The sequence below is a fragment of the Ornithinibacillus massiliensis genome, from assembly GCF_018310345.1.
Lineage (GTDB): Bacteria > Bacillota > Bacilli > Bacillales > Amphibacillaceae > Ornithinibacillus > Ornithinibacillus massiliensis.
On the sequence record NZ_JAGXBY010000008.1, the window covers coordinates 20,544 to 44,932 of the forward strand.

18 protein-coding genes and 1 other annotated feature are annotated in these 24,389 nt (G+C 36.5%); of the genes, 11 read left to right on the plus strand and 7 right to left on the minus strand.

Annotation, left to right across the window (positions count from 1 at the left end):
* Positions 1-75: 75 nt before the first annotated feature.
* The 5 genes from KGF86_RS17545 to KGF86_RS17565 all read left to right on the plus strand — a co-directional run bounded on the left by KGF86_RS17545 (position 76) and on the right by KGF86_RS17565 (position 6,056).
* Complete coding sequence (locus tag KGF86_RS17545) at positions 76-2,328, plus strand: DNA translocase FtsK (RefSeq protein ID WP_211742582.1); 2,253 nt, start codon at positions 76-78, stop codon at positions 2,326-2,328.
* Positions 2,329-2,409: 81 nt separating this feature from the next.
* Positions 2,410-3,519: a nicotinate phosphoribosyltransferase gene (locus KGF86_RS17550; protein WP_186871320.1), complete on the plus strand. Its 1,110-nt coding sequence runs from the start codon at positions 2,410-2,412 to the stop codon at positions 3,517-3,519.
* Between the two features lie 173 nt (positions 3,520-3,692).
* Complete coding sequence (gene murC / locus KGF86_RS17555) at positions 3,693-4,994, plus strand: UDP-N-acetylmuramate--L-alanine ligase (protein ID WP_186871321.1); 1,302 nt, start codon at positions 3,693-3,695, stop codon at positions 4,992-4,994.
* A 299-nt stretch (positions 4,995-5,293) separates the two neighbouring features.
* On the plus strand, positions 5,294-5,695 hold the full coding sequence (locus KGF86_RS17560; RefSeq protein ID WP_211742583.1) for a DUF948 domain-containing protein: 402 nt from the start codon (positions 5,294-5,296) through the stop codon (positions 5,693-5,695).
* Positions 5,696-5,711: 16 nt separating this feature from the next.
* Positions 5,712-6,056 carry a YtxH domain-containing protein gene (locus KGF86_RS17565; protein ID WP_211742584.1) on the plus strand — a complete coding sequence of 115 codons (345 nt, stop codon included), beginning with the start codon at positions 5,712-5,714 and terminating at the stop codon, positions 6,054-6,056.
* Between the two features lie 243 nt (positions 6,057-6,299).
* Here KGF86_RS17565 and KGF86_RS17570 read toward each other — a convergent pair whose 3' ends face one another.
* Positions 6,300-8,432 carry a cell division protein FtsA gene (locus KGF86_RS17570; protein WP_211742585.1) on the minus strand — a complete coding sequence of 711 codons (2,133 nt, stop codon included), beginning with the start codon at positions 8,430-8,432 and terminating at the stop codon, positions 6,300-6,302.
* A 170-nt stretch (positions 8,433-8,602) separates the two neighbouring features.
* Here KGF86_RS17570 and KGF86_RS17575 point away from each other — a divergent pair, with 170 nt between their 5' ends.
* The 4 genes from KGF86_RS17575 to motS all read left to right on the plus strand — a co-directional run bounded on the left by KGF86_RS17575 (position 8,603) and on the right by motS (position 12,636).
* Positions 8,603-9,679 (plus strand): bifunctional 3-deoxy-7-phosphoheptulonate synthase/chorismate mutase, encoded by a 1,077-nt coding sequence (locus KGF86_RS17575; RefSeq protein ID WP_186871325.1) that lies wholly within the window; start codon positions 8,603-8,605, stop codon positions 9,677-9,679.
* 308 nt (positions 9,680-9,987) lie between these two features.
* Positions 9,988-10,983: a catabolite control protein A gene (ccpA, locus tag KGF86_RS17580; RefSeq protein ID WP_211742586.1), complete on the plus strand. Its 996-nt coding sequence runs from the start codon at positions 9,988-9,990 to the stop codon at positions 10,981-10,983.
* A 59-nt stretch (positions 10,984-11,042) separates the two neighbouring features.
* On the plus strand, positions 11,043-11,867 hold the full coding sequence (motP, locus tag KGF86_RS17585) for a flagellar motor protein MotP (protein WP_211742587.1): 825 nt from the start codon (positions 11,043-11,045) through the stop codon (positions 11,865-11,867).
* The gene (gene motS, locus KGF86_RS17590; RefSeq protein WP_186871328.1) at positions 11,857-12,636 is read left to right on the plus strand and encodes a flagellar motor protein MotS; all 780 of its coding nucleotides are present in this window, start codon (positions 11,857-11,859) and stop codon (positions 12,634-12,636) included. The genes motP and motS overlap by 11 nt, the downstream gene beginning before the upstream one ends.
* A 228-nt stretch (positions 12,637-12,864) precedes the next feature.
* On the opposite strand, the gene KGF86_RS17595 is transcribed toward motS, so the two are convergent.
* The 4 genes from KGF86_RS17595 to KGF86_RS17610 form a co-directional block, all read right to left on the minus strand.
* Positions 12,865-14,019, minus strand: a complete 1,155-nt coding sequence (locus KGF86_RS17595) for an acetoin utilization protein AcuC (protein ID WP_186871329.1) — start codon at positions 14,017-14,019, stop codon at positions 12,865-12,867.
* Positions 14,016-14,669 carry an acetoin utilization AcuB family protein gene (locus KGF86_RS17600; protein WP_211742588.1) on the minus strand — a complete coding sequence of 218 codons (654 nt, stop codon included), beginning with the start codon at positions 14,667-14,669 and terminating at the stop codon, positions 14,016-14,018. The genes KGF86_RS17595 and KGF86_RS17600 overlap by 4 nt, the downstream gene beginning before the upstream one ends.
* Entirely contained in the window at positions 14,669-15,322 is a 654-nt protein-coding gene (locus tag KGF86_RS17605) for a GNAT family N-acetyltransferase (RefSeq protein WP_186871331.1), read from the minus strand. The genes KGF86_RS17600 and KGF86_RS17605 overlap by 1 nt, the downstream gene beginning before the upstream one ends.
* Before the next feature lie 246 nt (positions 15,323-15,568).
* Positions 15,569-18,571 carry a transglycosylase domain-containing protein gene (locus KGF86_RS17610; protein ID WP_186871332.1) on the minus strand — a complete coding sequence of 1,001 codons (3,003 nt, stop codon included), beginning with the start codon at positions 18,569-18,571 and terminating at the stop codon, positions 15,569-15,571.
* Positions 18,572-18,691: 120 nt separating this feature from the next.
* Positions 18,692-18,908: a binding site (T-box leader), on the plus strand.
* A gap of 58 nt (positions 18,909-18,966) precedes the next feature.
* On the opposite strand from KGF86_RS17610, the gene tyrS reads away from it, so the two are divergent.
* Positions 18,967-20,241, plus strand: coding sequence for a tyrosine--tRNA ligase (tyrS, locus tag KGF86_RS17615; protein WP_186871333.1), 1,275 nt, complete (start codon positions 18,967-18,969; stop codon positions 20,239-20,241).
* Positions 20,242-20,390: 149 nt separating this feature from the next.
* On the opposite strand, the gene KGF86_RS17620 is transcribed toward tyrS, so the two are convergent.
* Positions 20,391-20,942: a DUF6241 domain-containing protein gene (locus tag KGF86_RS17620; protein WP_211742589.1), complete on the minus strand. Its 552-nt coding sequence runs from the start codon at positions 20,940-20,942 to the stop codon at positions 20,391-20,393.
* A gap of 182 nt (positions 20,943-21,124) precedes the next feature.
* A complete protein-coding gene (gene rpsD / locus KGF86_RS17625) occupies positions 21,125-21,727 on the minus strand; it encodes a 30S ribosomal protein S4 (protein ID WP_186871335.1) in 603 nt (200 codons plus the stop codon).
* A gap of 331 nt (positions 21,728-22,058) precedes the next feature.
* Between rpsD and KGF86_RS17630 the strand changes: the two genes are divergently transcribed.
* The gene (locus KGF86_RS17630) at positions 22,059-23,966 is read left to right on the plus strand and encodes a sensor domain-containing diguanylate cyclase (RefSeq protein ID WP_211742590.1); all 1,908 of its coding nucleotides are present in this window, start codon (positions 22,059-22,061) and stop codon (positions 23,964-23,966) included.
* The last annotated feature ends 423 nt before the right edge of the window (positions 23,967-24,389 follow it).

Genomic DNA, 24,389 nt, shown 5'->3' on the forward strand with positions numbered 1-24,389 from the left:
ATAAGAAAAGTTTTTCCAGTGAAACGAGATTATATTAGAAATTCTATAAAGGAACAAGAGAAAAGAGTGAATGCAATGTGGGATAGATGGAAGAAAAGAATCGAAACATTTATTTGGAAGGAAGTAGAAGTAGAAGAAGAAATTGACTATCAAGATGATGAATATACACCAATACAAGATTCTAAATCTGACATTAAAACGAGGATGGTTTATCAATATCCATACAATAATTCTTACCATATTCCACAAATCTCTAATCCTAATAAAGAGATTAGAAGATCATTAGGAGACATTGAAACACCAGCATACATACGGAAAGGTAATAGACCTAACAATGCTAAGCAACCTATGCCACAACAAGCTGATGTTGCAAAAACAACAAAAGAAAAAAAGCCCTTTGAAAGGACAGATGTCCCTTCGCCGATATATGGCTTTAGAGAACGAACAAATAAAGAAGTTAACTCGATTCCAGCATATGTACGAAAAAAGAGACCAACAGAAGTTACTACTTCTGACTCACACCATAATGATGAGATAAATGCTAACTTGAATTCCTCTGAATCTAGTAATCTAGAAGTCAATCATTTACCAATGCAAGAAGCATATGAGGAAATAAGTAATCCACGACCAGATCTTGAGGAGACAGCTAACCTACAAGAAGATAAGGTTGAATATAAGGAACCCTTGCAAGGTAAAGAGGATATACAAGAACCCGAGAAAGTTACGCAAATTGCTGATACGAATCATAATAATCAGGAATCGTCATCAATTCCAACATCAGAAGGGGAGAAACAACGAAGTGTTCCATACAATGTTATAATGACACCTTCAGATAAAAGGAAAATATTACATAAGAAGGTAGAGTATAAACAACAGCCAAAGGTTGAAGTGGAACATGATTCTGATAACAGTTCTAATCATACAACGGTACCTTTACATTTATTAAATGACCCAGTTGAGAAGAGTAATCTAAATGATCAATGGATACAGGAGCAACAGCAATTACTCGAACAGACACTTAAGTATTTCCATGTTCGTGCTAAAGTTGTAAATGCAACACAAGGACCTGCCGTTACTAGATTTGAAGTGCAACCAGAATTAGGGGTAAAAGTTAGCAAGGTAAAAAACTTAAGTGATGATCTGAAGTTGAATATGTCTGCGAAGGATATTCGGATAGAAGCTCCTATCCCAGGCAAGAACACGATTGGAATAGAAGTTCCTAATCCGACCTCGCAAATGGTTGGACTTTCTGAAATAATTGGTTCTAATTCGTTTAAAGATAGTTCCTCACCATTAAGCATCGCTTTAGGGCTAAATATTGAGGGAGCTCCTATCGTGACGAACATTCAAAAAATGCCACATGGCTTAATTGCTGGTGCTACTGGATCTGGTAAGAGTGTATGTATTAATACAATATTGTTAAGCTTAATTTATAAGGCACATCATGACGATGTCAAATTTATACTAATAGATCCGAAGATGGTGGAGCTTGCACCATATAACGGCATACCACATCTTGTATCTCCGGTTATTACGGATGTTAAAGCAGCAACAGCTGCATTAAAATGGGCAGTAAATGAAATGGAAGAACGTTATGAGAAGTTTGTCCAAGAAGGTGTCCGGGATATTGAGCGCTATAATCAAAAAGTATTAAAGCAAGGTCGAGGACATGAAAAAATGCCGTTTATTGTCATTGTAATAGATGAATTAGCGGATCTGATGATGGTATCACCTCAGGATGTAGAGGATGCGATTAGTAGAATTGCGCAAAAGGCTAGGGCATGTGGTATACATTTATTATTAGCAACTCAACGCCCTTCTGTCGATGTATTAACAGGACTAATCAAAGCGAATATTCCTACTAGAATTGCATTTAGTGTGTCCTCGCAAGTTGATTCTAGGACAATTATTGATACTGGTGGTGCAGAAAAGCTGTTAGGTAAAGGTGATATGCTCTTTGTTGAAAATGGAGCTGGTAAAAGTGTCCGTCTACAAGGGCCATTTGTTTCTGATGAGGAAATCGAACGAGTTACTAGCTATGTTAGCTCTTTAGCGGAGCCAAATTATTTATTCGAACAAGAATCATTGTTAAAGCAATTTGAAGCTGATGAGGAAGAGGATGAGCTCCTAACAGAAGCAATTCAATTTGTGTATAACCATGACAGTGCAAGTACCTCCTTATTACAACGACATTTTAAAATAGGGTATAATCGAGCAGCTAGGTTAATTGATGCACTTGAATATAAAGGAATTATTTCTGGTCAAAATGGTAGTAAGCCTAGGGATGTCCTAATTACCAAGGCAGAGCTAGAAGAACTATTATCTTAAACGGATACAAGTAGCGTTTACTTGTTAAAATAGGTTACTGGATATATGATATTATAGGGAATATGTTAGAAGGAGACTACTATGAAAGAGATAGAACAAAAGCTAAGCGGTCAAATAGACCGTTTAACAAATAAAACGTTTAAATTTGATAAACGAATTAAAGAAGGCTGGTTTTCAGCAGTTTATTTTTTAAAGACGAAAGAAATAGTTGAGAAAAAGGTGCCGAATAATCATGTAACAATGCAATTCTTCCAAAAGAAGGATGCTGTACTTTGTGGAACAGACGAAGCAATTGCACTCGTTCATACCTTTGCAGATCATCCAGAAAAGCTAGAAATACATTCCTTAAAAGATGGGGATAAAATTAGCCCATTTGAAACGGTACTTACTATCTCAGGCCCTTACCAGGAGTTTGGTTACTTAGAAGGGATTATTGATGGGATTTTGGCTAGAAGAACATCTATTGCTACAAATGTATATAATGTTGTAAAAGCGGCAAGATCGTCTGGTAAGCAGAAGCCAGTTATTTTCATGGGGGACCGTGATGACCATTATACAACGCAAGCCGGGGATGGTTATGCGGCATTTATAGGTGGTTCTACTGCTCAAGCAACACACGCCATGAATGAGTGGTGGGGCAAAGAAGGTATGGGTACGATGCCACATGCACTGATTCAAATGTTTAAAGGTGATGTTGTTGCAGCGATGGAGGCATACCATGAAGTATACCCTAATGATGATTTAGTAGCACTCGTCGATTATAATAATGATGTTATTACCGATTCATTAAAAGTTGCACGTGCATTCGGTGAAAAGCTTAAAGGTGTTCGTCTGGATACTTCCAATACATTAGTGGATAAATATTTTCTCCGAAATCATCATGTTATGGGGGCGTTTGATCCAAGAGGAGTAAATCCTGAACTTGTATTTGCCCTAAGAAAGGCGCTTGACGACAACGGATTTCAACATGTTGAAATCGTTGCGACAGGTGGGTTCACTGAAGAGAAAATCCGATATTTTGAATCGTTAGGTGTTCCGGTTAATACCTATGGTGTAGGTAGAAGTTTACTGCAGCAAGATATTGGCTTTACTGGTGATAATGTATTATTAAATGGGTCTCCAGAAGCAAAAAATGGCCGACGTTATCGTCCTAATCCACGACTAGAAAAAGTGGAATATCATAAGGCTTAAATACGTTCTAGTGGTTATGATACATCGAAATAACTATTTTATAACTACATTATATTTGGTATAATTATTTAATGTTATTACAATTTATTTAGTAGTAAACGACTAGGTGCTATTGTTCGGAAAGTATGCACATCCCGTGTTGTTCTTACACATATAGTTGGAGGTTCTTTTTTATGACAACTTACCATTTTATTGGTATAAAGGGTACTGGAATGAGTGCTTTAGCACAAATTCTTCATGATTCTGGAGAAAAAGTGCAAGGCTCAGATGTGGAAAAGCAATTTTTCACCCAGGAAGCTCTTGAATCAAAAAACATACCGATTTATCCTTTTTCAAAGGAGAATATTACTGATGGTTTAACGATTATTGCAGGTAATGCGTTTTCAGATGAACATGTTGAAATCCAAGAGGCAAAACGTAAAGGGTTAGTTTTCTACCGTTATCATGAATTCCTAGGAGAATGGTTGAAGCAATATACGAGTATTGCCGTAACGGGAGCTCATGGTAAAACCTCTACGACAGGATTATTAGCACATGTTCTAAATTCATCCTATCCAATTTCATATCTTATTGGTGACGGAACTGGAAATGGACATGTAGATAGCAATTACTTTGTATTTGAAGCATGTGAGTATCGTAGACATTTTCTTAGTTATGAACCAGATTATGCAATCATGACCAATATCGATTTTGATCACCCTGATTACTTTTCAAGTATCAATGATGTATTTGATGCATTTCAGTCTATGGCTGATAATGTTAAAAAGGGTATAATCGCTTGTGGAGATGATGAAAAACTACAGCAAATTCAAGCGAAGGTGCCAGTAGTTTATTACGGATTTTTACCAACAAATGATTTCCAAGCCCAAAATGTGAAGGAAACAGAAGAGGGTACAAAATTCGATGTATTTGTTCGGAATACGTATTATGATACATTTACCATTCCAATGTATGGGAATCATCATGTATTAAATGCACTAGCAGTTATAGCGATTTGCCATTATGAAGGTATGGATGCAGATGCGATGAAACATATTAGTACCTTTAAGGGTGTTAAACGTCGTTTTAGCGAAAAGAAAATCAGCAACCAAATCATTATTGATGATTATGCACACCATCCTAGAGAAATTACGGCTACTATAGAATCTGCTAGGAAGAAATATCCTAATAAAGAGGTAGTTGCTATTTTCCAACCGCATACCTTTACAAGGACTAAGACTTTTTTACAAGAATTTGCAGACAGTCTAAATGAAGCGGATTCTATTTATTTATGTGAGATTTTTGCATCTGCTAGGGAAGATAGTGGACAATTAACGATTAACGATTTGCAAAAATTGATACCAAATAGTATCATTCTCGAACTCGAGAAAGTTAAAGAATTAATGAAGCATGAAGATAGTGTGTTAATCTTCATGGGTGCTGGTGATATTCAAAAATTCCAGCATGCCTATGAGGATGCATTATCTGCTAAATAAATGGATACAACTAAAAAAAGTCTGTTGCTATAGCAACAGACTTTTTTTAGAAAAAATTAAGGTAAAAGATGGTAATTAGCCCCTGTTCCATTCGCTTTTTGATAGGAAAATAATACATCTATTAGAATTATCTGCTACAAATCAGTCGAATTTTATGATAGAAAACCCTATAATGGAGATATACTAAGATAGAGCTAAAGATATAATGCCAATGTTTAAATGTCGAAAAATGAGGGAATCTCTTAATATGTACAAGCACATGCATATTGGCAATTATACATGGAAGGGATGGTTATCAGATGGAAGTAATATTATATATTGCTGCTCTTATTGCTGCAGTTGCTTTTGCAGTGCTAGTAGTATATTTGGCAATGACACTAAAGGCTTCAACGCGCACACTAAATAATGTTGCGAATACGCTTGAAGGTCTTGAGAAGCAAATGCAAGGTATTACAACCGAGACAACGGAATTATTACACAAAACAAATGCACTTGCAGAGGATGTCAATCAAAAAACGGCTAAACTAGATGGTTTGTTCGATGGAGTAAAGGGAATTGGAGAAACCGTGCAAGATTTTAATCAAACTTTAAAACAATTTTCATCAAGTATTTCTAGATCGATGGCAGAGAATCAAGATAAGGCATCACAAGCCGTAACATGGGGTGCCGCACTATTTGATTTCATAAAAAAGAGAAAGTAAAGGGAGGAAGATTTAGATGGCAGATAATAATGGTAGAGATTTTGTAGTTGGTGCAGTAATTGGTGCAGCAGTAGGAGCCGGTCTAGCTTTATTATTCGCTCCAAAGTCTGGAAAAGAATTACGTGGGGATATAAATGAAGGGGCTCAACAAGTACGTGAGCGCGCTACCGAATGGAAAGATGTTGCACAAGCTAAAGGCTTGGAATGGAAAGAAATTGCGACTGAAAAGGGCTCTGAATTAAAACAAAAAACACAAGAAATTACCTCCAATGTTCAAAACAAAATACAGGATCTACGTAAAACAGAGAAGAGCGCGGCAGAGGATACTTCTAAAGGCGATGCTGTAGAGCAAAATCAATAAATAGAAGTGGGTCCACAACAAAGGGTAATGATTAACCCTACTCGATTAAATTATTTAAAGAAATAAACATGAAGAAGATCTCATAATAGAACAGCATTACATTTGAAGTACAGTACTAATTAGTTAAGTTCAGAGGTATATAGACGCCCAAAAAATTTCTTCAGAATGAAAAGGCCGAACTAATTCCCATTTGATTAAAGAATGGAATTAGTTCGGCCTTTCTTGATTTAATTGGCGATTGATTTATCCCCAAACAATAGCCAATCTATCACCGGCTATAATTTGTTCATAAAAAGTAGTAGGCTGATCATTTTTCGTTAATACGAAATTTCCATTTGCGTTAGACAAATCAATATCTACAAAGCGAAAAACATCTTGGAATACAAACGGTTCAATGTTCTTTTCTTCAATGAAAATCTGGTCATTTGGATATAGTTCATCATCTAAATCTAATCGTTGCTTACCACGTTTTATTATAAGTTGTGGCTGAATAAGGGTAACAGTTTGCTGATTAAACAAAACCGTTATTTCAAAGTAATATTCCTTTTTAATAGCTTGAAGCAATGTGTTAACGGTAGGAATCGTTTTTGGTAAAACTGTTAAATGATCATTCTCTTTTAGCTTATTGTGAAGTGTAGCAGGTTTCTCATTGATTAAGATTTGATTTTCCGCGACACCTAAATTAATTCTTTGCTTGTTTACATACAAAATAAATTCTTTTTCTTCAGGGAGTTTTTCGGTACTAACCATAGTGAAAAAGTCTTTAATCGTTCTCGGTGTACGTATTTCAATAATATCACGGTCTTGAATAATGTAATCCTTAGTTTGAAGTGAGTTATTGACATAGTAGGTAGATTTTAATTCAAAAGTCGTTTCATTATATTTAATTTTGACTGGTGGTAAATCACCAACAAGCTCCTGTAATTTGACAATCGGCTGGTTGCCATCTGCTCCTTTCGTGATGTCAATTGTATCACCATTCTGTACGAAGCTATCTACAGTTGCTAGTTCATTATTTAACAGGATAGTCGGTGCCCCTCCAAATTCTCCTGGTAATGTAATTTGTTTGCCATTTAGTGAAATAATCGATGCCATTCCTGGTTTACCGTATAGTTTATTGATTTCTATTCCGGCTTGGACTAAACAGTCTCCAATAGTTAATTGCTTCAATTCAAACATTCTAATGGTTTGTTCGTTCACCTTCAGTGAAATATAATGAATCGGATTTTGTTTGGCTGCTATAGCAATTCCAATTGGTGTAACAAAATCGGGTCCTTTTGGAAGATTATCCGTTTTATTTAAAACTTGGATTGCATCAATATCTCGAATAGCTACTCGATTTGCTGGTAACTGAAGTTTATTTGCCAGCCGGGTAGTGAGATCTGGGGTTTGACTACCGCCTCCTACTAACATAACAGCTTTAGGCTGTGCCCCATTTAATTGCAATATTTCCTTGGCAATGGCAGAAGCTAATCGATCAATGCTATTGTCAATATCAGCTACCAAATTCTCATAAGTTATCGTAGTTTCAAATCCTAATATATCTGCTACAGTAGCACTACCCTCCGTTACTATTTGTCGTTTCGTTACTTCAGCTAATGGGAAATCTAATAAATATGTATCACTTACCGCTTCTGTAATCTCATCCCCAGCAATAGGTACCATGCCATAGGCAACGACCGTACCGGTGTTGGTGATGGCGATATCACTAGTACCTGCACCAATATCTACTAACGCGACATTTAAACGTCTCATGGATTCAGGTATTAACACTTGAATTGCGGCAATAGGTTCTAGTGTTAAAGCATCCATTTCCAAATTCACGCGGTTCAGTGCTGAAAGTAAAGATTCGACCACTACTCTAGGTAAAAATGTCGCAATAATTTCTACTGATGCATGGTTACCAATTTGATCTATTAGGGAACCAATTCGCTCCTCATCAATTTTGTAATGGAGCACGGAATAACCTACACAATAATAGTTAGAAAAATCATGACCAGTTTCATCAGAAGAGATCTTTTGTTGTGCAGCATGTACTGCACTTAACTCTAAGTGCTTGATTGTCTCATGCTCAGTAATTGGTTGTTGATTTAGTTCCAGTATAGCAGAGGATGTGATCGTTTTAAGTGATCTACCAGCTGCAGCTACACAAACTTTACGTAATGGTCCATGGGAAGCCTCTAACATTACCTTCACTTCATTGATGACGTTAGCTACTTCTTCCACATGATGGATTTGCCCATCCAACATCGATCGAACCTTATGCTCTTTCATACAATAATCAATTAGTGTATACGTAGAGTCATTTTTTTCTAAAATTACTCCCGTAACGGAACGGGTACCTATATCTAAAGCAAATATGTAATCTTCTTTCATTATGTAAATCCCCCTAAATTGATAGCTATTGATATACCATCGTCATTCTAACTAAATCTACTATTATTATAAACTTTAAGATGACAAAGAGAAAATTATTAGCTATAATTGGGTCACATTAAGTAGAAGAATCTATTCTAATTGTAGTTTTCCTTTCAGGAGGCATATACATGAATCACAATGAACTAGACCAATTAAGGCATCGACTTGATGATGTTAACTTACAAATACTTGAACTTGTGAATTTACGAGCAGCTATTGTAAAGCAAATTGGTCATATCAAAAATAACCAAGGGATGAAGCGTTTTGATCCTGTAAGAGAAAGAGAAATGTTAGATCATTTAATTCAACATAATAATGGTCCATTTGATAATTCAACCATTGAACATATTTTTAAAGAAATATTTAAGGCTGGATTAGAGTTAATTGAGGATGATCATCGTAAAGAATTGTTAGTTTCTCGGAAGCGTAAGCCTGAGAATACCGTCATCGACATTAAAGGGGAAAAAGTTGGCGATGGAGCGACTCATTACGTTATGGGTCCTTGTGCAGTAGAAAGCTATGATCAAGTGAGAGAAGTCGCAAAGGCTGTTAAAGCGAATGGCATAAAACTGTTTCGGGGTGGAGCATTTAAACCAAGAACTTCCCCATATGATTTTCAAGGGTTAGGGCTCGAGGGGCTGAAAATTCTTAGACAGGTGGCAGATGAATTTGATCTAGCAGTAGTTAGTGAAATCGTCAATCCCGCTCATATTGAAACTGCTCTTAATTATGTTGATGTAATTCAAATTGGGGCAAGAAACATGCAAAATTTTGAATTACTGAAGGCGGCAGGAGAGGTTGATAAGCCAGTCTTATTAAAGCGAGGATTGTCCGCAACAATTTCAGAATTTATCAATGCAGCAGAGTATATAATTTCTCGAGGAAATGGAAATATTATTCTATGTGAACGAGGAATACGCACGTATGAAACAGCGACTAGAAATACATTAGATATATCTGCAGTACCGATATTGAAGCAAGAGACACATTTACCTGTAATGGTTGACGTGACACACTCAACAGGTAGAAGAGATTTATTAATACCAACTGCAAAGGCAGCTTTAGCGATTGGAGCGGACGGTATTATGGCAGAGGTTCACCCCGACCCTGCAGTTGCACTATCTGATTCTAGACAGCAAATGGATATTGAGATGTTTGAAAACTTCTTACAAGAGTTATCTAAATACACTTCATCTATTGGCTAGAAGAGTTTGATTCAATTGGGGTCAAGCTCTCTTTCTTGTTGCATAAGTACCAGCATGTATTATAGCTCATTCACTTTTAATATAGTCAATATCGACTAAGAAGGAGAGGAGTTGACATGCAACACCAGCAACTTATGTCGACATACCTCAATAAAGGGGATATGTCTCCATTTCTTATAGCTTAGCCAGTCTCTATTCTACGCGGCTGGTTATGCTGCTGTTAAATTTTTTGTGTTTTTTATCGCGGTAGAGTATGATTGTTAATAGAATATTTCATGTCGAATGGAACGGAATTAGGAGGTTATAAAATGACAGTTACAATATATGATGTAGCAAGAGAGGCAAATGTTTCCATGGCAACCGTTTCCCGTGTTGTAAATGGTAACCCTAATGTAAAACCAACAACTAGAAAGAAGGTATTGGCAACGATAGAGCGATTGGGCTATCGTCCAAATGCAGTCGCACGTGGGCTAGCTAGTAAAAAGACTACAACTGTAGGCGCGATTATTCCAGATATTTCTAGTATATTTTTTGCAGAATTAGCGCGAGGAATTGAAGATATAGCGACAATGTATAAATACAATATTATCTTGAGTAATTCTGATCAAAATAAGGATAAAGAGCTTCAATTAATTAATACGATGCTTGAAAAACAAGTAGATGGAATTATCTTTATGGGTGGAAATATAACACAAGAGCATATCCACCAATTTTCAACTGCTTCCGTTCCAGTAGTATTAGCTGCTACCTATGATGGTACAGAAGCTACTCCTTCAGTCAATATTGATTATGAAGTTGCTGCATATGAAGCAGCAAAAAATTTAATTGATAAAGGAAATAAACGTTTGGCGTTTATTAATGGTAATGAAGAAGAAACCATTAATCAGTTAAAATATCAAGGCTATTTACGTGCTTTAAAAGAAGCATTGATTGAGCCTGTTGCAGATTATGTTGTAAATGGTGATTACACGTACGAATCTGGAATCAAAGCAGTTGAGCAATTTATGAGCTTATCACAAAAGCCTACTGCAGTATTTGCAGCTTCAGATGCTATTGCCCTTGGTGCAATCCATGGTGCACAAGATTTAGGATATCGTGTTCCAGAGGACTTAGAAGTCTTTGGATTTGATAATACAAAATTAGCTAATATGGTTCGCCCTACCTTATCTACTGTTGTGCAGCCAATGTATGATATTGGTGCTGTAGCGATGCGTCTATTGACTAAATATATGAACAAAGAAGAAGTAGAAGAGAAAAAGGTAGTATTGCCACATCGTCTTGTCGAAAGAAACTCAACAAAGTAATATAAATGTCGATATATAAGATATAGCGTTTATGAAGCAGAAGTTTGGGGAGAGGGAATATGAGAAAAAGAGATCTATTAACTCCAATCGGCATTACCATAGGCTTTATTATGATTATGGCGGCGATACTATCAAATGCAGGTGCAGAAGGGTTTGTATCGTTCCTCGATATTTCTTCCATTCTAATAGTATTAGGTGGAGTAGTAGGTTCATTATTAATTAACTTTAAAATGGACCAAATTAAATTAACAGGAAGAGTAGTGAAAGAATCCTTTCATCAAAATGAACAAAAACTTCCTGAATTAATTAATCTATTTATTCGACTTTCTGAACGCGCAAGACGCGAGGGAATATTAGCTTTAGAAAATGAATTAGAAGACGTGGATGATCCATTTATCAAAAAGGGTATTCTCTTAGCCGTTGACGGTATTGAACCAGAAGTAATTCACGATATTATGAATGCTGAGATTACGGCAATGGAGGAACGTCATTATCGTGGAAGAATGATTATTGAAAAATGCGGGGAATATGCGCCAGCATGGGGAATGATTGGAACATTAATTGGCTTAGTGCTGATGTTAAATAATTTGACAGATCCCGCTACACTCGGTCCTAGTATGGCAGTTGCTCTTTTAACTACCTTATATGGAACGGTGCTTGCTAACCTTGTATTTATACCGATGGCAAGTAAGCTAGAGAGTAAAACAGAGGAAGAGGTTTTTATCAAGCAAATTATCATTGAAGGTGTTATTGGTGTTCAATCAGGTCAGAATCCTCGAATACTCGAAGAGAAGCTAGGAGCCTTTTTAACAGATGATACGAAGGATAAGGATGCAGTCGAAGAAGGGTCTTCGTATGTGGGGGATGGCCTAAATGAAGCGTAGAGAAGGAAGAAAAAACGTAAAAAAGGGTGCACCGAAATGGATGGTAACGTACTCCGATATGGTCACTTTAATATTAGTTTTTTTCATCTTACTATTCTCTATGTCTCAGATTGACTCTGCTAAATTTGAAGCGATTTCTGAATCGTTTAAGAATCGGATGATTTTTGATTTCTTCCCATCTCCTGTCCCGATGGATAATCCTACGGAAAACACAAGCACGGAAGAAAAGGGTCAGACTACAAATGAGTTTGATATGCCTGTTAATGATGATAAAAAGTCCAAACCAGACTCCGATACAGCTGAGGATTCTCTAAGTAATTTGATGGACGAAGTAGAAGCATACTTGGACGAGCATAGTCTAAACCATGTAATATCCGCTAATCGTTCTGAACGTGGAGTAGAATTAGTGTTACAGGATAGTATTTTATTTGATTCCGGAGAGGCTGATATTCTCCCATCGGCACACCCCTTCCTAACAAAGGTAGGAAATTTACTATCACAAATCAATAATGATATTAAAGTAGAAGGACATACGGATGATGTACCAATGTCTAGTTACCGATACCCATCGAACTGGGAGCTATCTGGAGCACGTGCAAGTAGTGTAGTTAGGCTATTAGTAGATGAGAACAAATTGGATGAAGACAGGTTCTCCATTGCCGGTTATAGTGACACAAAACCTCTTGTCCCGAATGATAGTGCTAGTAATCGAAGCAAAAATAGAAGAGTTGAAATAGTTATTTTGGAAGAATCCTATACAGAGAGTTAAAGAGGATAAGACAGTAAGAAGTAATGGTATGGTTGAAATAAGAAACGATTAATAGAGTTGTGCGTTGAGTACATATGTAGACTCCACGAGTAGAGCCCCCAGGATGAGAATGCTGGTATCTAAGGCGTAATTTTCTTGGGTAATGGCTCGATGTGGAATTATTCCTTAAAAAGGTAGATGTATTAATCTCTTATCGTTTCCTTTACCTATTCCTATTCTTTTAATGTCTTATCCTCTTTTTACTTTTGTATACTTTAATAAGTAGTCTAGGTTAGATTTATTTTTCTCTTCAATTTCTTTTTTACGAGGAATCGTCGGGATCTCTTCCGTTTTATCGTGCCATGTTGTAGGTAAAGTTACTGGCGATTCTGTTTGCCACTCCTGGATCCATGAAGGGGGGAGAAGCCCTTGAAGCGGCTTTTCATCCTTCATAACATTCCAGATTTGTGCCCATGCTCTTGGGACTACTCGCCATATATCATAACCCCCTCCGCCTAATGCAATCCACCTTCCATTACAATACGTATTACTGATTTGTAATGCAACTTCGGGAATTTTTTCAAAGGTAGTCATAGAACCGCATAAATGTGTTAATGGATCATAGAAATGGGAATCTGCACCATTTTGAGTAATGATAATATCTGGTTTAAAGAATTCGGCTATTTCCCAAATAGCGGTCTCATAACTCTCGATATAAGATTTATCTTGGGTGAAGGCATCTATTGGTAAATTGAAGCTGTATCCATGTCCTTCTTTAATTCCTCGTTCTGTAACCTTTCCAGTGCCAGGGAAAAGATACCTTCCTGTTTCATGGATAGAAAAGGTACAAACGTTAGGGTCATCATAAAACGCCTCTTGTACGCCATCACCATGATGGGCATCGGTATCGATATATAATACCTTTAAATGAAAGTGTTGTCGGATGTATTGAATAGCAATTGCTGCATCATTGTAAATACAAAATCCTGATGCTCTCCGTTTAAAACCATGATGCAGTCCACCTGCAAAATTCACTGCTCTAGTAGCGCCATCCTTTAATACGGCATCCACTGCAGTGAGTGTTGCTCCTACTATTTGAGTAGCTGCTTTATGCATGTTTGGGAAGACGGGAGTATCCTCTGTACCTAATCCAAACCGATTTAAATCATCTTTAGATAAAGTCATAGCTGATTTTACTGCCCGAATATATGCTGGTTCATGAAGTAACAGAATTTCATCATCTTCTGCTTCGCGGGGTTTGATGATATGAATGTCAGATAGTTGGCCAGATTTTTCTAGTAAATCTTTTGTAAGTACTACTCGTTTCTGGTTGAAAGGGTGTTCATCGTGGAAGTGATAGTTTAAAAGTGAATAATCAAAAACAAATTTTATGTTTGGATTCATAGTCTAGGCTCCGGAATGTTATTTGGCCACATCAACTCATACCCTGCAACACGTAAATCTCTGATAATAGGTAGTGGATTCATTGTTTGAACGCGAAAGACTAATATTTTATAATCAGGATCATTTCTAAATGGATAAACTAATACAGAAGAAATGTTAACACTTCGTTTTCCAAAAATAGATGCAACTTCAGGTAATATACCTGGTTTATGTGGAACTTTCACTTCTATATGAGAACTTTGAACATGGGTTCCGGTTAGCTGAATTAACGTATAAAGCAAATCCTTCTCCGTGATCACACCTACAAGTTTGTCATGATGAACAACAGGTAGACATGCAATTTCTCGGTCATAAAAAATTCTAGCTACCTCTTCAACAAAATCTAATGGATGTGCGGTTAAGACAGGGCTTGACATAATCGAAGAGATTTCTTTCTCTAAGATATTACTATTGGAATCAGCAGATGAAAAGATAGATGGGCTTGCGTCTCGGACATCTCGATCTGATACTATTCCAACAACCAAATTATCTTTGTCCACAATTGGTATATGTCTAATTTTGTATTCCACTAATAATTCGTGTGCTTTAGCAATGGAATCGGTTGGGTTTAAAGTCACAACATTACGGTTCATTATTTCTTCAACATGCATTACAGACCCTCCCTAAAACTTCGTAATTGGTATCGTTTTAGAAATCTAAGCTTTTCAAATTGGTTGATAGATGCTTCATCGACCTTCGAACCAATCCGTACCATTAAACAATTCGCTGGGTGTGAAATAATTTCAGGGTCATCCGTTGGAGCAGGTAGTAGTCCACCAGAAGCCATCATTTTTTCCATTACTTTGCGATATTCCCAAATACTTAAATTGGTTCCTTTTAAATCCCAGTGCCAATAATATTCCGTAGAAATAATAATATAATGTTCCATAAAAGGATCCATCATGGAAACATGGAGGAGATTAGAAGCCACTTTTCCCCCTCGATAGTCTGGAATTACTTCAATAGCCCCTAGTTCAATCAAATTAGTCATTTGGAAGGTTGACCATCTTTCTAAGGGGTCGGGGTAAAGGTAGGTTACATAACCAATAATAGTGTTCTGTTCTCTAGCAATGATAATTCGGCCATCAGGTAAATCAGCAATACCCATCAGTGCTTGAAATTGGTTAGGTGCAGGGCGAAAGGAATTTAAATCTGGATGAAATTCGTACCTAGCTAACTCTAAAGAGGAGATAGGTCCTTCAATAATGAGTAACTTATCTTTTACTTGATGTTCCATTTTGTTATACGTTTTGATATGTTCCATGTTTTCACCACCGAATTATCTTGTTACATTATATTATACAGGATTATCGTTGTAATTTTTAGTCTTTTTTAGAACAAAGAAGAAGAAGGGCAGGTTTTCTTTTAGTAGGGATTCTATCTGAACATCCGTATTATACTTTACCTGGAAAGGGACTATATTTGTAGTTTATCTTACCTGATTATTCTACATGAAAAAAAGCTTGTAGAGAAAATTTACGTACTCTCTCTACAAGCTTAAAATGAAGGGTTAACCTTCGTCCTCACCATCACCTGGAGGTTCTTGCTCCCCGGGATCTTGAGGGTTATTTGGATTAGGTTCAGTATTATCTCCGCCACCATCTACAGGTTCTTCCTCATCACCAGTATTCGGTTTTTCAGGGTCTTTAGGTGTATTTGGTTTTGGATTTTTTGGCTTATCTTTATCCTTATTATCTTTGTTATCTGGTTTGTCTGGTTTATCAGGTTCTTCCGATTCCGCGAAATCACCTATTACTATTTCTTCAGAAGCTTTGGACTCCAATCCAAAGTAATCTACTGCTTTAACGTGATAGACACCTGTACCACTGGGCAGGGTGAATTTTGTTTCAATCGAGCTACCGATTAGCTTGAATGATTCACCAGGTTCATTAGCGCGAAAGATGCGGTAACCAACTACATCTTTACTAGAAGAAGCATTCCATGTTAAGCTCATTCCGCTGTTTTTCAGTGAACTTGGTGCTTTTGGAGCAACACCATCATCATTTATCATAGAGTTAAACCCTTTGGTATTTGGTATAGTTATTTTCTCCCATGCTTCTCTCCTAATGGAAGGGAATAACTGAGTAATATCTCTCAACTTATCGTATTGATTTCGAATTAGCCATTCAGGATTAAATGATAGCCCGTCATCTTGAATGAATTCTTTCGGTGTATTCGGCCCTGCCAGTACGGCTTTCCCATCCACCAAGACATAAGATCCTCGTCTCAAACTATCATCTACTTGTGTTGGAACAAATTTAGCATTAAATATATCACTTGAAACAAGTCCAGCCTCATTACATAGATCAGATGGAAGCATTCCAGATGTTGCACAGTAGCTACGAGAAACGATTCCATCTGGCCGTTGAAACTTCTCTGAAGGTGCTATTAAATCAGGATTTATATCAGAAGCTACATTGATCAGTTCTGCCCATAATTTTAAATTACGATTTGTATGGTGCAACTCGCAGCTATCACATACTAGAGACTGGCCAATTCTGTATCCTAACCATGCACCCATTGTAACATTTGGATTTGATCCAACGAAATGGACATCATGTGTATATTGTGATGTACCAGTTTTACCTGCCCAATCGACATTTTTATACTTTAACTGACCTGGAAGATAGGATGCTGATCCTTGCTTAACAACATCTCTCATCATATCAAGTGTTAAATAACTCGTCTGAGGAGTAAACACTTCGACAGGTTCACTCTTATGTTCGTAAACAACCTCTCCATCTTGAGTAGTAATTTTCTCAATCATATAAGCATCGACAAAGTTACCACCATTTGCAAATGTAACATATGCATTTGTGTTTTCTTCAATCGTTATACCAGTTGATGTCCCCCCAATAGCAAGGGCTTGATGTGCATATTCATCGTCCCCGATAGAGGTAATTCCCATTTTGCGAAGGTATTGTTCAACTGGATTGTCATTCATTATTTGCGTATAGACTTTTATAGCTGGAACATTATAGGAATTCATTAAATGATTCCGAACAGGTAAAATACCATGATAGCTATTGTCGAAGTTTTGTGGAGTCCAACTACCCCATGACGTTTCAACGTCTGCAATTGGTGTACCTGGCTGAACGACTCCTTTTTCCATAGCTGGAGCAAACACTAATAATGGTTTCATTGTACTTCCGTTCGATCTCTTTGCCCTTGTAGCATAATTTAACTGATTATCATAGCTAAATCCTCGTCCGCCAAGAAAACTAATGATTCTACCAGTGGAATTTTCGATTAATTCCGCAGCGGCCTCTACTCGTTGGCGTTCAATTACTTCACCTGTACTAGGATCGACAACTTGCTTTGTTGAATCTGGTCCATAATGTTTAAAGTTCTTGGCAACTTCTTGCCAAGCATCATAGATATCCTTATCAATCGTCGAATGGATATTATAGCCATTTCTACGTAAGTCTCGATTGGCTAATATGGCATATTCTTCTTTGAGCTCATGATTGTCATCTAAATCTTCCTTCGTGTAGCCATCCTTTTCAGCTAACACATAAGTCAAGATTTCACTAGCTCTTTCTTCTAATTCAATAGTCAAATGTGGGTATTTATCAAGTGTTGATTCTGATTCTGTTACAAAATCTTTTGTAATATCATACTTTAATGCTTCTTGATATTCCTTTTCTGTTATTTTCCCTGATTCATACATACGACTAAGCACGACTTTCATACGATTAACACCAGGAGCTAGCCCTTCTTCATCCTTTAAACCGCCACCACTTTTATATGGCGTATAATAAGAAGGACCTTGTGGTAGGCCGGCAAGAAATGCAGCTTGTGGTAAGTTTACCTCGTTTGCATCGACACCAAAGAGTTCCTGTGCGGCAGTTTGAACACCTGCGATAATCCTACCATTAGCACTACGCCCATAAGGGATAATATTTAAATAAGCCTCTAATATTTCATCTTTACTAAAGAACTGTTCTAACCGCATAGCTAGTAATATTTCTTTTGCTTTTCTATCAAACGATACTTCATTTGTCAAAATCTGGTTTTTAATTAATTGTTGTGTTAACGTACTACCACCAGATTTCATGTCAGAGTTCGTAAACTCTTGGACTAAGGCCCGAATGATGGCCTTTGGTACAACTCCATTATGCTCGTAGAAGAATTCATCTTCTGTAGCCAAGACAGCCTCTATTAAAGTAGGGGATATGTTTTCTAGTTTGGTCTCTTCACGGTGAAGATCAGATTGAATATCACCGATATAAATATCTCCTGCAAAATACAGTTTGGAAGTCTCTTCATAGTTATAGATATCTTTTTCCATACTTTCGTATGACCTAATCGGTTCATCTTTTACAAGAGAAGCAAAATATCCAAACCCGATTCCTGCACCTAAAAACATTCCAATGGTCCCTAATATGATAAAAAATAAGATAACATTCCAGATGACATCATATGTAATTCGGGAAACACGTTGGATTTTTCCAGTGTTCCAAACCGTTTTTACCTTGGTTCCAACATTTTGAAAAAAGTGTTTAAAATCCACGATAAAACCTCCTATTATTCCAAGCATTATTATAGCATAGTAGAAAAAGAGTAGGTACTGTAATTTAAAAAAACGTTGCATTTTTGAAATATATTTTATATGATATGTGTAATACTATATTTGAAAGCAATGAAGGAAACAGTAGTATTGCAAATCCCTTTCCAAGAGAACTGGTGGTTGGTGGGAACCAGTAAATATTTGCGTACGAATTACAATTCTGGAGCAATCTTAATGAGCCTATTAGGTGAAATTAAGACGGTGAAAGTCATCGTTAACAACCCCAAAGTGGCAGAATTCTGCAACAAGGGTGGTACCGCGTGTTTAACTCGTCCCTTATTTACATAAGGAATGGGTTTTTTTGTTTTTTAAAAGAAAAAGTTGGAGTGTGAGTAAAGATGCATATTTTAGAAGAATTAGAAACAAGAGGGTTAATTAATCAGGTTACCGATAGAGAAGGATTAGAAAAGCATTTAGCTGAAAATGAAGTAACATTATATTGTGGTTTTGATCCAACTGCGGATAGCTTACACATAGGACATCTTGTACCATTAGTGATGTTAAAACGATTCCAAAAGGTAGGACATAGACCGATTGCTTTAGTTGGTGGTGGTACAGGAATGATTGGTGACCCAAGTGGTCGTTCAACAGAGCGCTCTTTAAATACGGAAGAAGTAGTAAAAGGGTATAGTGAAAGCATAAAACAACAAATATCTAAAATACTTGAAGTAGATCAGAACGAGAATGAAGTAGTAGTAAGAAATAACCATGAATGGTTGGGAAGCATGACAGTTATTGATTTCTTGCGTGATGCGGGTAAACATTTTGGTGTCAATTACATGCTTGCTAAAGAATCTGTTTCTGCTCGTATTGAACAAGGGATTTCCTTTACAGAATTTAGTTATATGATTTTACAATCCTTAGATTTTCAACAATTATATACACGAGAAAATTGTACATTGCAAATTGGTGGAAGCGACCAATGGGGTAACATTACAGCTGGTATGGAATTAATCCGTCGAGCAAGAGAAAATGAGGAAGATGAAGTAAAAGTATTTGGTCTTACAGTGCCACTGATTACAAAGGCAGATGGAACTAAATTTGGAAAAACTGCAGGTGGTGCGATTTGGTTAGACCCAGAAAAGACGAGTCCATATGAGTTCTATCAATTCTGGATCAATACGGATGACCGCGATGTAATGAAGTTCTTACGCTACTTTACATTCCTGAATGAAGATGAACTACATGAGTTAGAACAAGAAGTGGAAAATCATCCAGAAAACCGAATGGCTCAAAAGCGATTAGCTGAAGAAATGACTAGAATGGTTCATAGTCAAGAAGCAGTTGAACAAGCACAGAAAATTACAGCTTCATTGTTCAGTGGAGATTTAAAATCACTATCTGCAAGTGATATTGAACAAGGATTTAAAGATGTTCCTTCATTCCATGCAAATAAGGAAGATATAGGCATTGTTGATTTATTGGTGAATGCCAAAATTTCATCATCTAAACGACAAGCTAGAGAAGATGTTACCAATGGTGCTATCTATATTAATGGAGAACGAAAACAAGATCTTCAATATGTTGTTTCTGAAGCAGATCGAATTGAAGGGAAATTTACGATTATTAGAAGAGGGAAGAAGAAGTATTTCTTGATTCAATATAACAACTAAGTAAAAGTTATGAAAAAGCTCGGGTAGTGAATGTAACCAGTTTGATTACATGATGCCTTTAATAAGTTAGCAAAAACCAAACTAATTCAAATTCATGGATTTGATATTAGTTTGGTTTTTTCATTTATGTAAGTTAATAGAATAATACATTATCGCTGGGTGCGGATATAGGCTTCTTCCTCTTCTGGAGTTAGGACTCCTGTTGCCCTTCCGATATTTCCACCTTGTATTTCCCAAATTGTATTATGGTCAACGTCTGCTGTTGTGAAATCTCCTTTTGCCCATTTTTCTAAAATAGTTCGATAAACTTCCTCATGTTTAAGTGCTGTGGCATCAAGACCTTCAAGTAACCAATGTATTCTCTGGGGTGTTATTTGATAAAAGCCCCATTTTTGCTCAGCCTTTACTTTTTGGTGACTCATTCCATGGATATATTCTTGATAGTCTGCGTCGGTCAATTGATCTGCTGTTTTACTTTGTCCAAATGGATTTAATCCTTGTTCTTTATAGGACGCTGCTTGTTCTTCTGTAATGGTACCACCTATCGATTCTCGAATGTCTTCTATGGATTTAGATACATTTGTTTCATTTGTATCATTTTTGTCATTGCTTGCTTCTTTCACATCAGAAAGAATTAAAAATCCAAAGTATCCAAGAATGGAAATAGCAATAATGCATAAAAAGAATATCAATTTATTCATACCAATAATAACCTCCCACTACCTAGTTTATTATAGGAGCGTTCAAAAATAAATATTCAATTTTCTAAAAAGGCAATCTACTGAAGCGGGGGAGGACTTGCATAAGGGGAGATTATAGAGATAAAAGAAAAAAACCCTGAAATTCAGTTAAGATACTAAATCCCAGAGTTTTTAAGGTTTTATTAACGAGAATAGAATTCTACGATTAATTGTTCGCTAATTTCAGATGGTAATTCAGAGCGTTCTGGTAAACGATTGAATGTACCTTCTAATTTGTCAGCGTCAAATGTTAAATATTCTGGTACGAAGTTGGTTACTTCGATTGCTTCTTTCACGATGTCAAGATTTCTTGATTTTTCGCGAAGACCAATTGTTTGACCAGGTTTTACTAGGTAAGATGGAATATCAACACGAGATCCATCAACTGTCACGTGACCGTGGTTTACAAGCTGACGAGCTTGTCTACGAGTACGTGCAAGACCTAAACGATAAACAAGGTTATCAAGGCGAGATTCAAGAAGTACCATGAAGTTTTCACCATGAACACCTTTCATTTTACCAGCTTTATCGAATAGAGTGCGGAATTGACGTTCGTTCAATCCATACATAAAGCGTAGTTTTTGTTTTTCTTGTAATTGAAGACCATACTCAGAAAGCTTTCTGCGTTGGTTAGCTCCGTGTTGCCCAGGAGCATAAGGGCGTTTATCTAGCTCTTTGCCAGTTCCAGTTAATGAAATGCCAAGACGACGTGATTTTTTCCATACAGGACCAGTATATCGTGCCATAGGACATTTCCTCCTTTTTATTTTATTTGCATAAAATAAAATTCCAACCGTGATCGCGCCAAACACCATTATGTTTTCATGTACCATCGCTCCAGCAGCTGAGAGTTACGCGATACACCTCGTTTTGAGGAACAAAATGGACAGTTTGGTGATTCACTTAGGCTGCCTTATTATTTTACACAGAGAATAGTATATAATTTTTTTGGAACTAAGTCAATGATTCATTTTATAAAAAGGTTGAATAACGTGCTATTTCTTATGATAAAATGGTAAATTTAAATCAATATATTATATAATAGCAATAAATAAAATCCTTTGATAGGTGATTATGATGAATATTAGCTCTATACAAGAAAAAATCAAATTAATTAACTATAATTCACTTACTACTGTATCACCTACTGGTAAGGACAATTTCTATCAAAATCTATCCACTAGTTTATATAATTTACTGGATTTAGATTTTATTTGTATATACACCTATGATCAGAGTCACAAACAGCTTCTATTAGTTGCACAAACCAATGATTCATTTGAAGCATTTTCAAATAAGATTGCAGATCCTCATAATAAGTATTGGAATGCCATTATAGATAATCAGCCCTTCATGAAAATTGTAGAGGAGGATAATGTATTTTCTTCTGCTAACACGGAAGAGACTACAATAGCTGTTCCTATACAGCCGTCATGTGGTCCGGCTGGAATAATTGTACTAGGTATAGATTCCAAACAAGGGTTAGCGGAGGAGCTTTTAATCACAATCAAAGTGGAGCTAGAAAGGTCATTTACTGTTGTTAATGAAGTCATCCAATCAAAACAAAATGAAGAAAAATACCAAACATTATATGATATTACGTCTACATTTTTAGTTTTAAATAATAAAACGGAAATATATACAGAAATTATCTCTAGCATCCGTCGTATTTATCCTGACTATACATTTTACTTATTATTAGCACAGGATCATGATGAGACATTAGGTTTACCCATAAGGGCAATTGAATTCAGTGACGATTCAACGAAACTAGCTAGCTCACAGGCCTTTTTAAAGGCGGAAATTCAAATAGAAAACCGAATTCAGAAGAAAAACACGTGTATATATGCGCCTTTGAAGGGACACCAAGGGGTATATGGCGTACTACAAATTATTATCCCCATGATAATAGACTTTCCAGAAGAAGAGATTGCGTTTATCAGAAAGTTTGCTAATACAGCCGGAAAAGCTATTGAAAGTACTATTTTATACCAAAATTCGAAGCACCTTGTATCCGATTTGCAATTGATTAATGACCTAACTCATCAATTAAATTCAAACTTAGATTTAACGGAAATAACAAGGCTTGTAAGAGATCAGATAATAAAAATCTGTAAACCTTCAGAAATAGGATTCATCTATAAAAAGCAGGAGATGGCACATCATTTTGAGGCAATTGGTGGTAGTACGGCATTTTTTGAAACATTGGAAGGCCGTATGGTAATGCGTACTTTCGTATCCGATATACTAAAACGTAAAGAAGCCATTTTTTTAGGAGAATTTACATCTAAGGATGCTTATTTTCCTTATCACTCTGTAATGGCTTTACCGATGATTAATGCGGGAGAGGTAAATGGTGTTGTCATCGTACTTCATCAAGATTCGTATGCTTTTTCATTTGACGAGTTTAAATTATTACAATCAATCATTCGTCACTCTACGTTAGCTTTTGTTAATACAATTCTAAAAGAACAATTACAAAAGGCAGCCTCGACAGATTATTTAACCCAGTTAAATTCACGAAATTACTTGGATGAAAAAATAATACAGCATATGAAAAGTGGGGAAATGGGGACATTAATTTTATTTGATATTGATAATTTTAAACTAGTTAATGATACATATGGTCACTATATTGGGGATGAAGTAATTAAGCAAGTAGCAACCATTATGAAGTCCAATATTGAGAGCAGGGATGTTGCAGCTAGATGGGGTGGAGAAGAACTTGCTATTTATCTACCTAATACGGAAATAAATGAGGGAGTTCAACTAGCTAGAAAAATAAATACCCAAGTAGAAAGTTTTACAGAACCTAGGGTGACGTTATCGGCAGGTGTTTCTTCTTGGACAAAAGCATCTGATGACTCGGCTAAGAACTTCTTTGTTCGAACAGATAAAGCCCTCTATGACGCCAAAAACTATGGAAAAAACTGTGTCGTGAAATATAGCATAGAAGAACAGGAAGAAGACAATCTACACGCTTAGTTATGTAAGGATTTGGGATTATTAGAATTAAGTATCGCATTGAGAAATCAATTAGCTGACTTCTAATTTAAGAAAAAATAGGTTAGCACGGTATGCCTTTATACAAATCGAAGTTAAATATCGTTCTCTTACGTGTATTAGTTAAAACAAAAAGAGAGGCTGGGACTTAACAAATAGAATTAATTGTAAAACCGAATGACATAAAACGCTAGCTCCGGAAATATACGTAGACTTCTGCGGGAGGATAGGCATAGGTGAGACCCCGCAAGTGCATAGCATGAGGAGGCTCACCAGCCGCCCGGGGGCAAGGTAGACACTGCGATGGTCTTTTCGAGCAGATGTCGCCCCTGTGCTGGAAGTAACCGTAAGTATATTTTCGGAGCGTGGTCCTTGCTCATCATTCGATTTTTCCTATAAGATAAA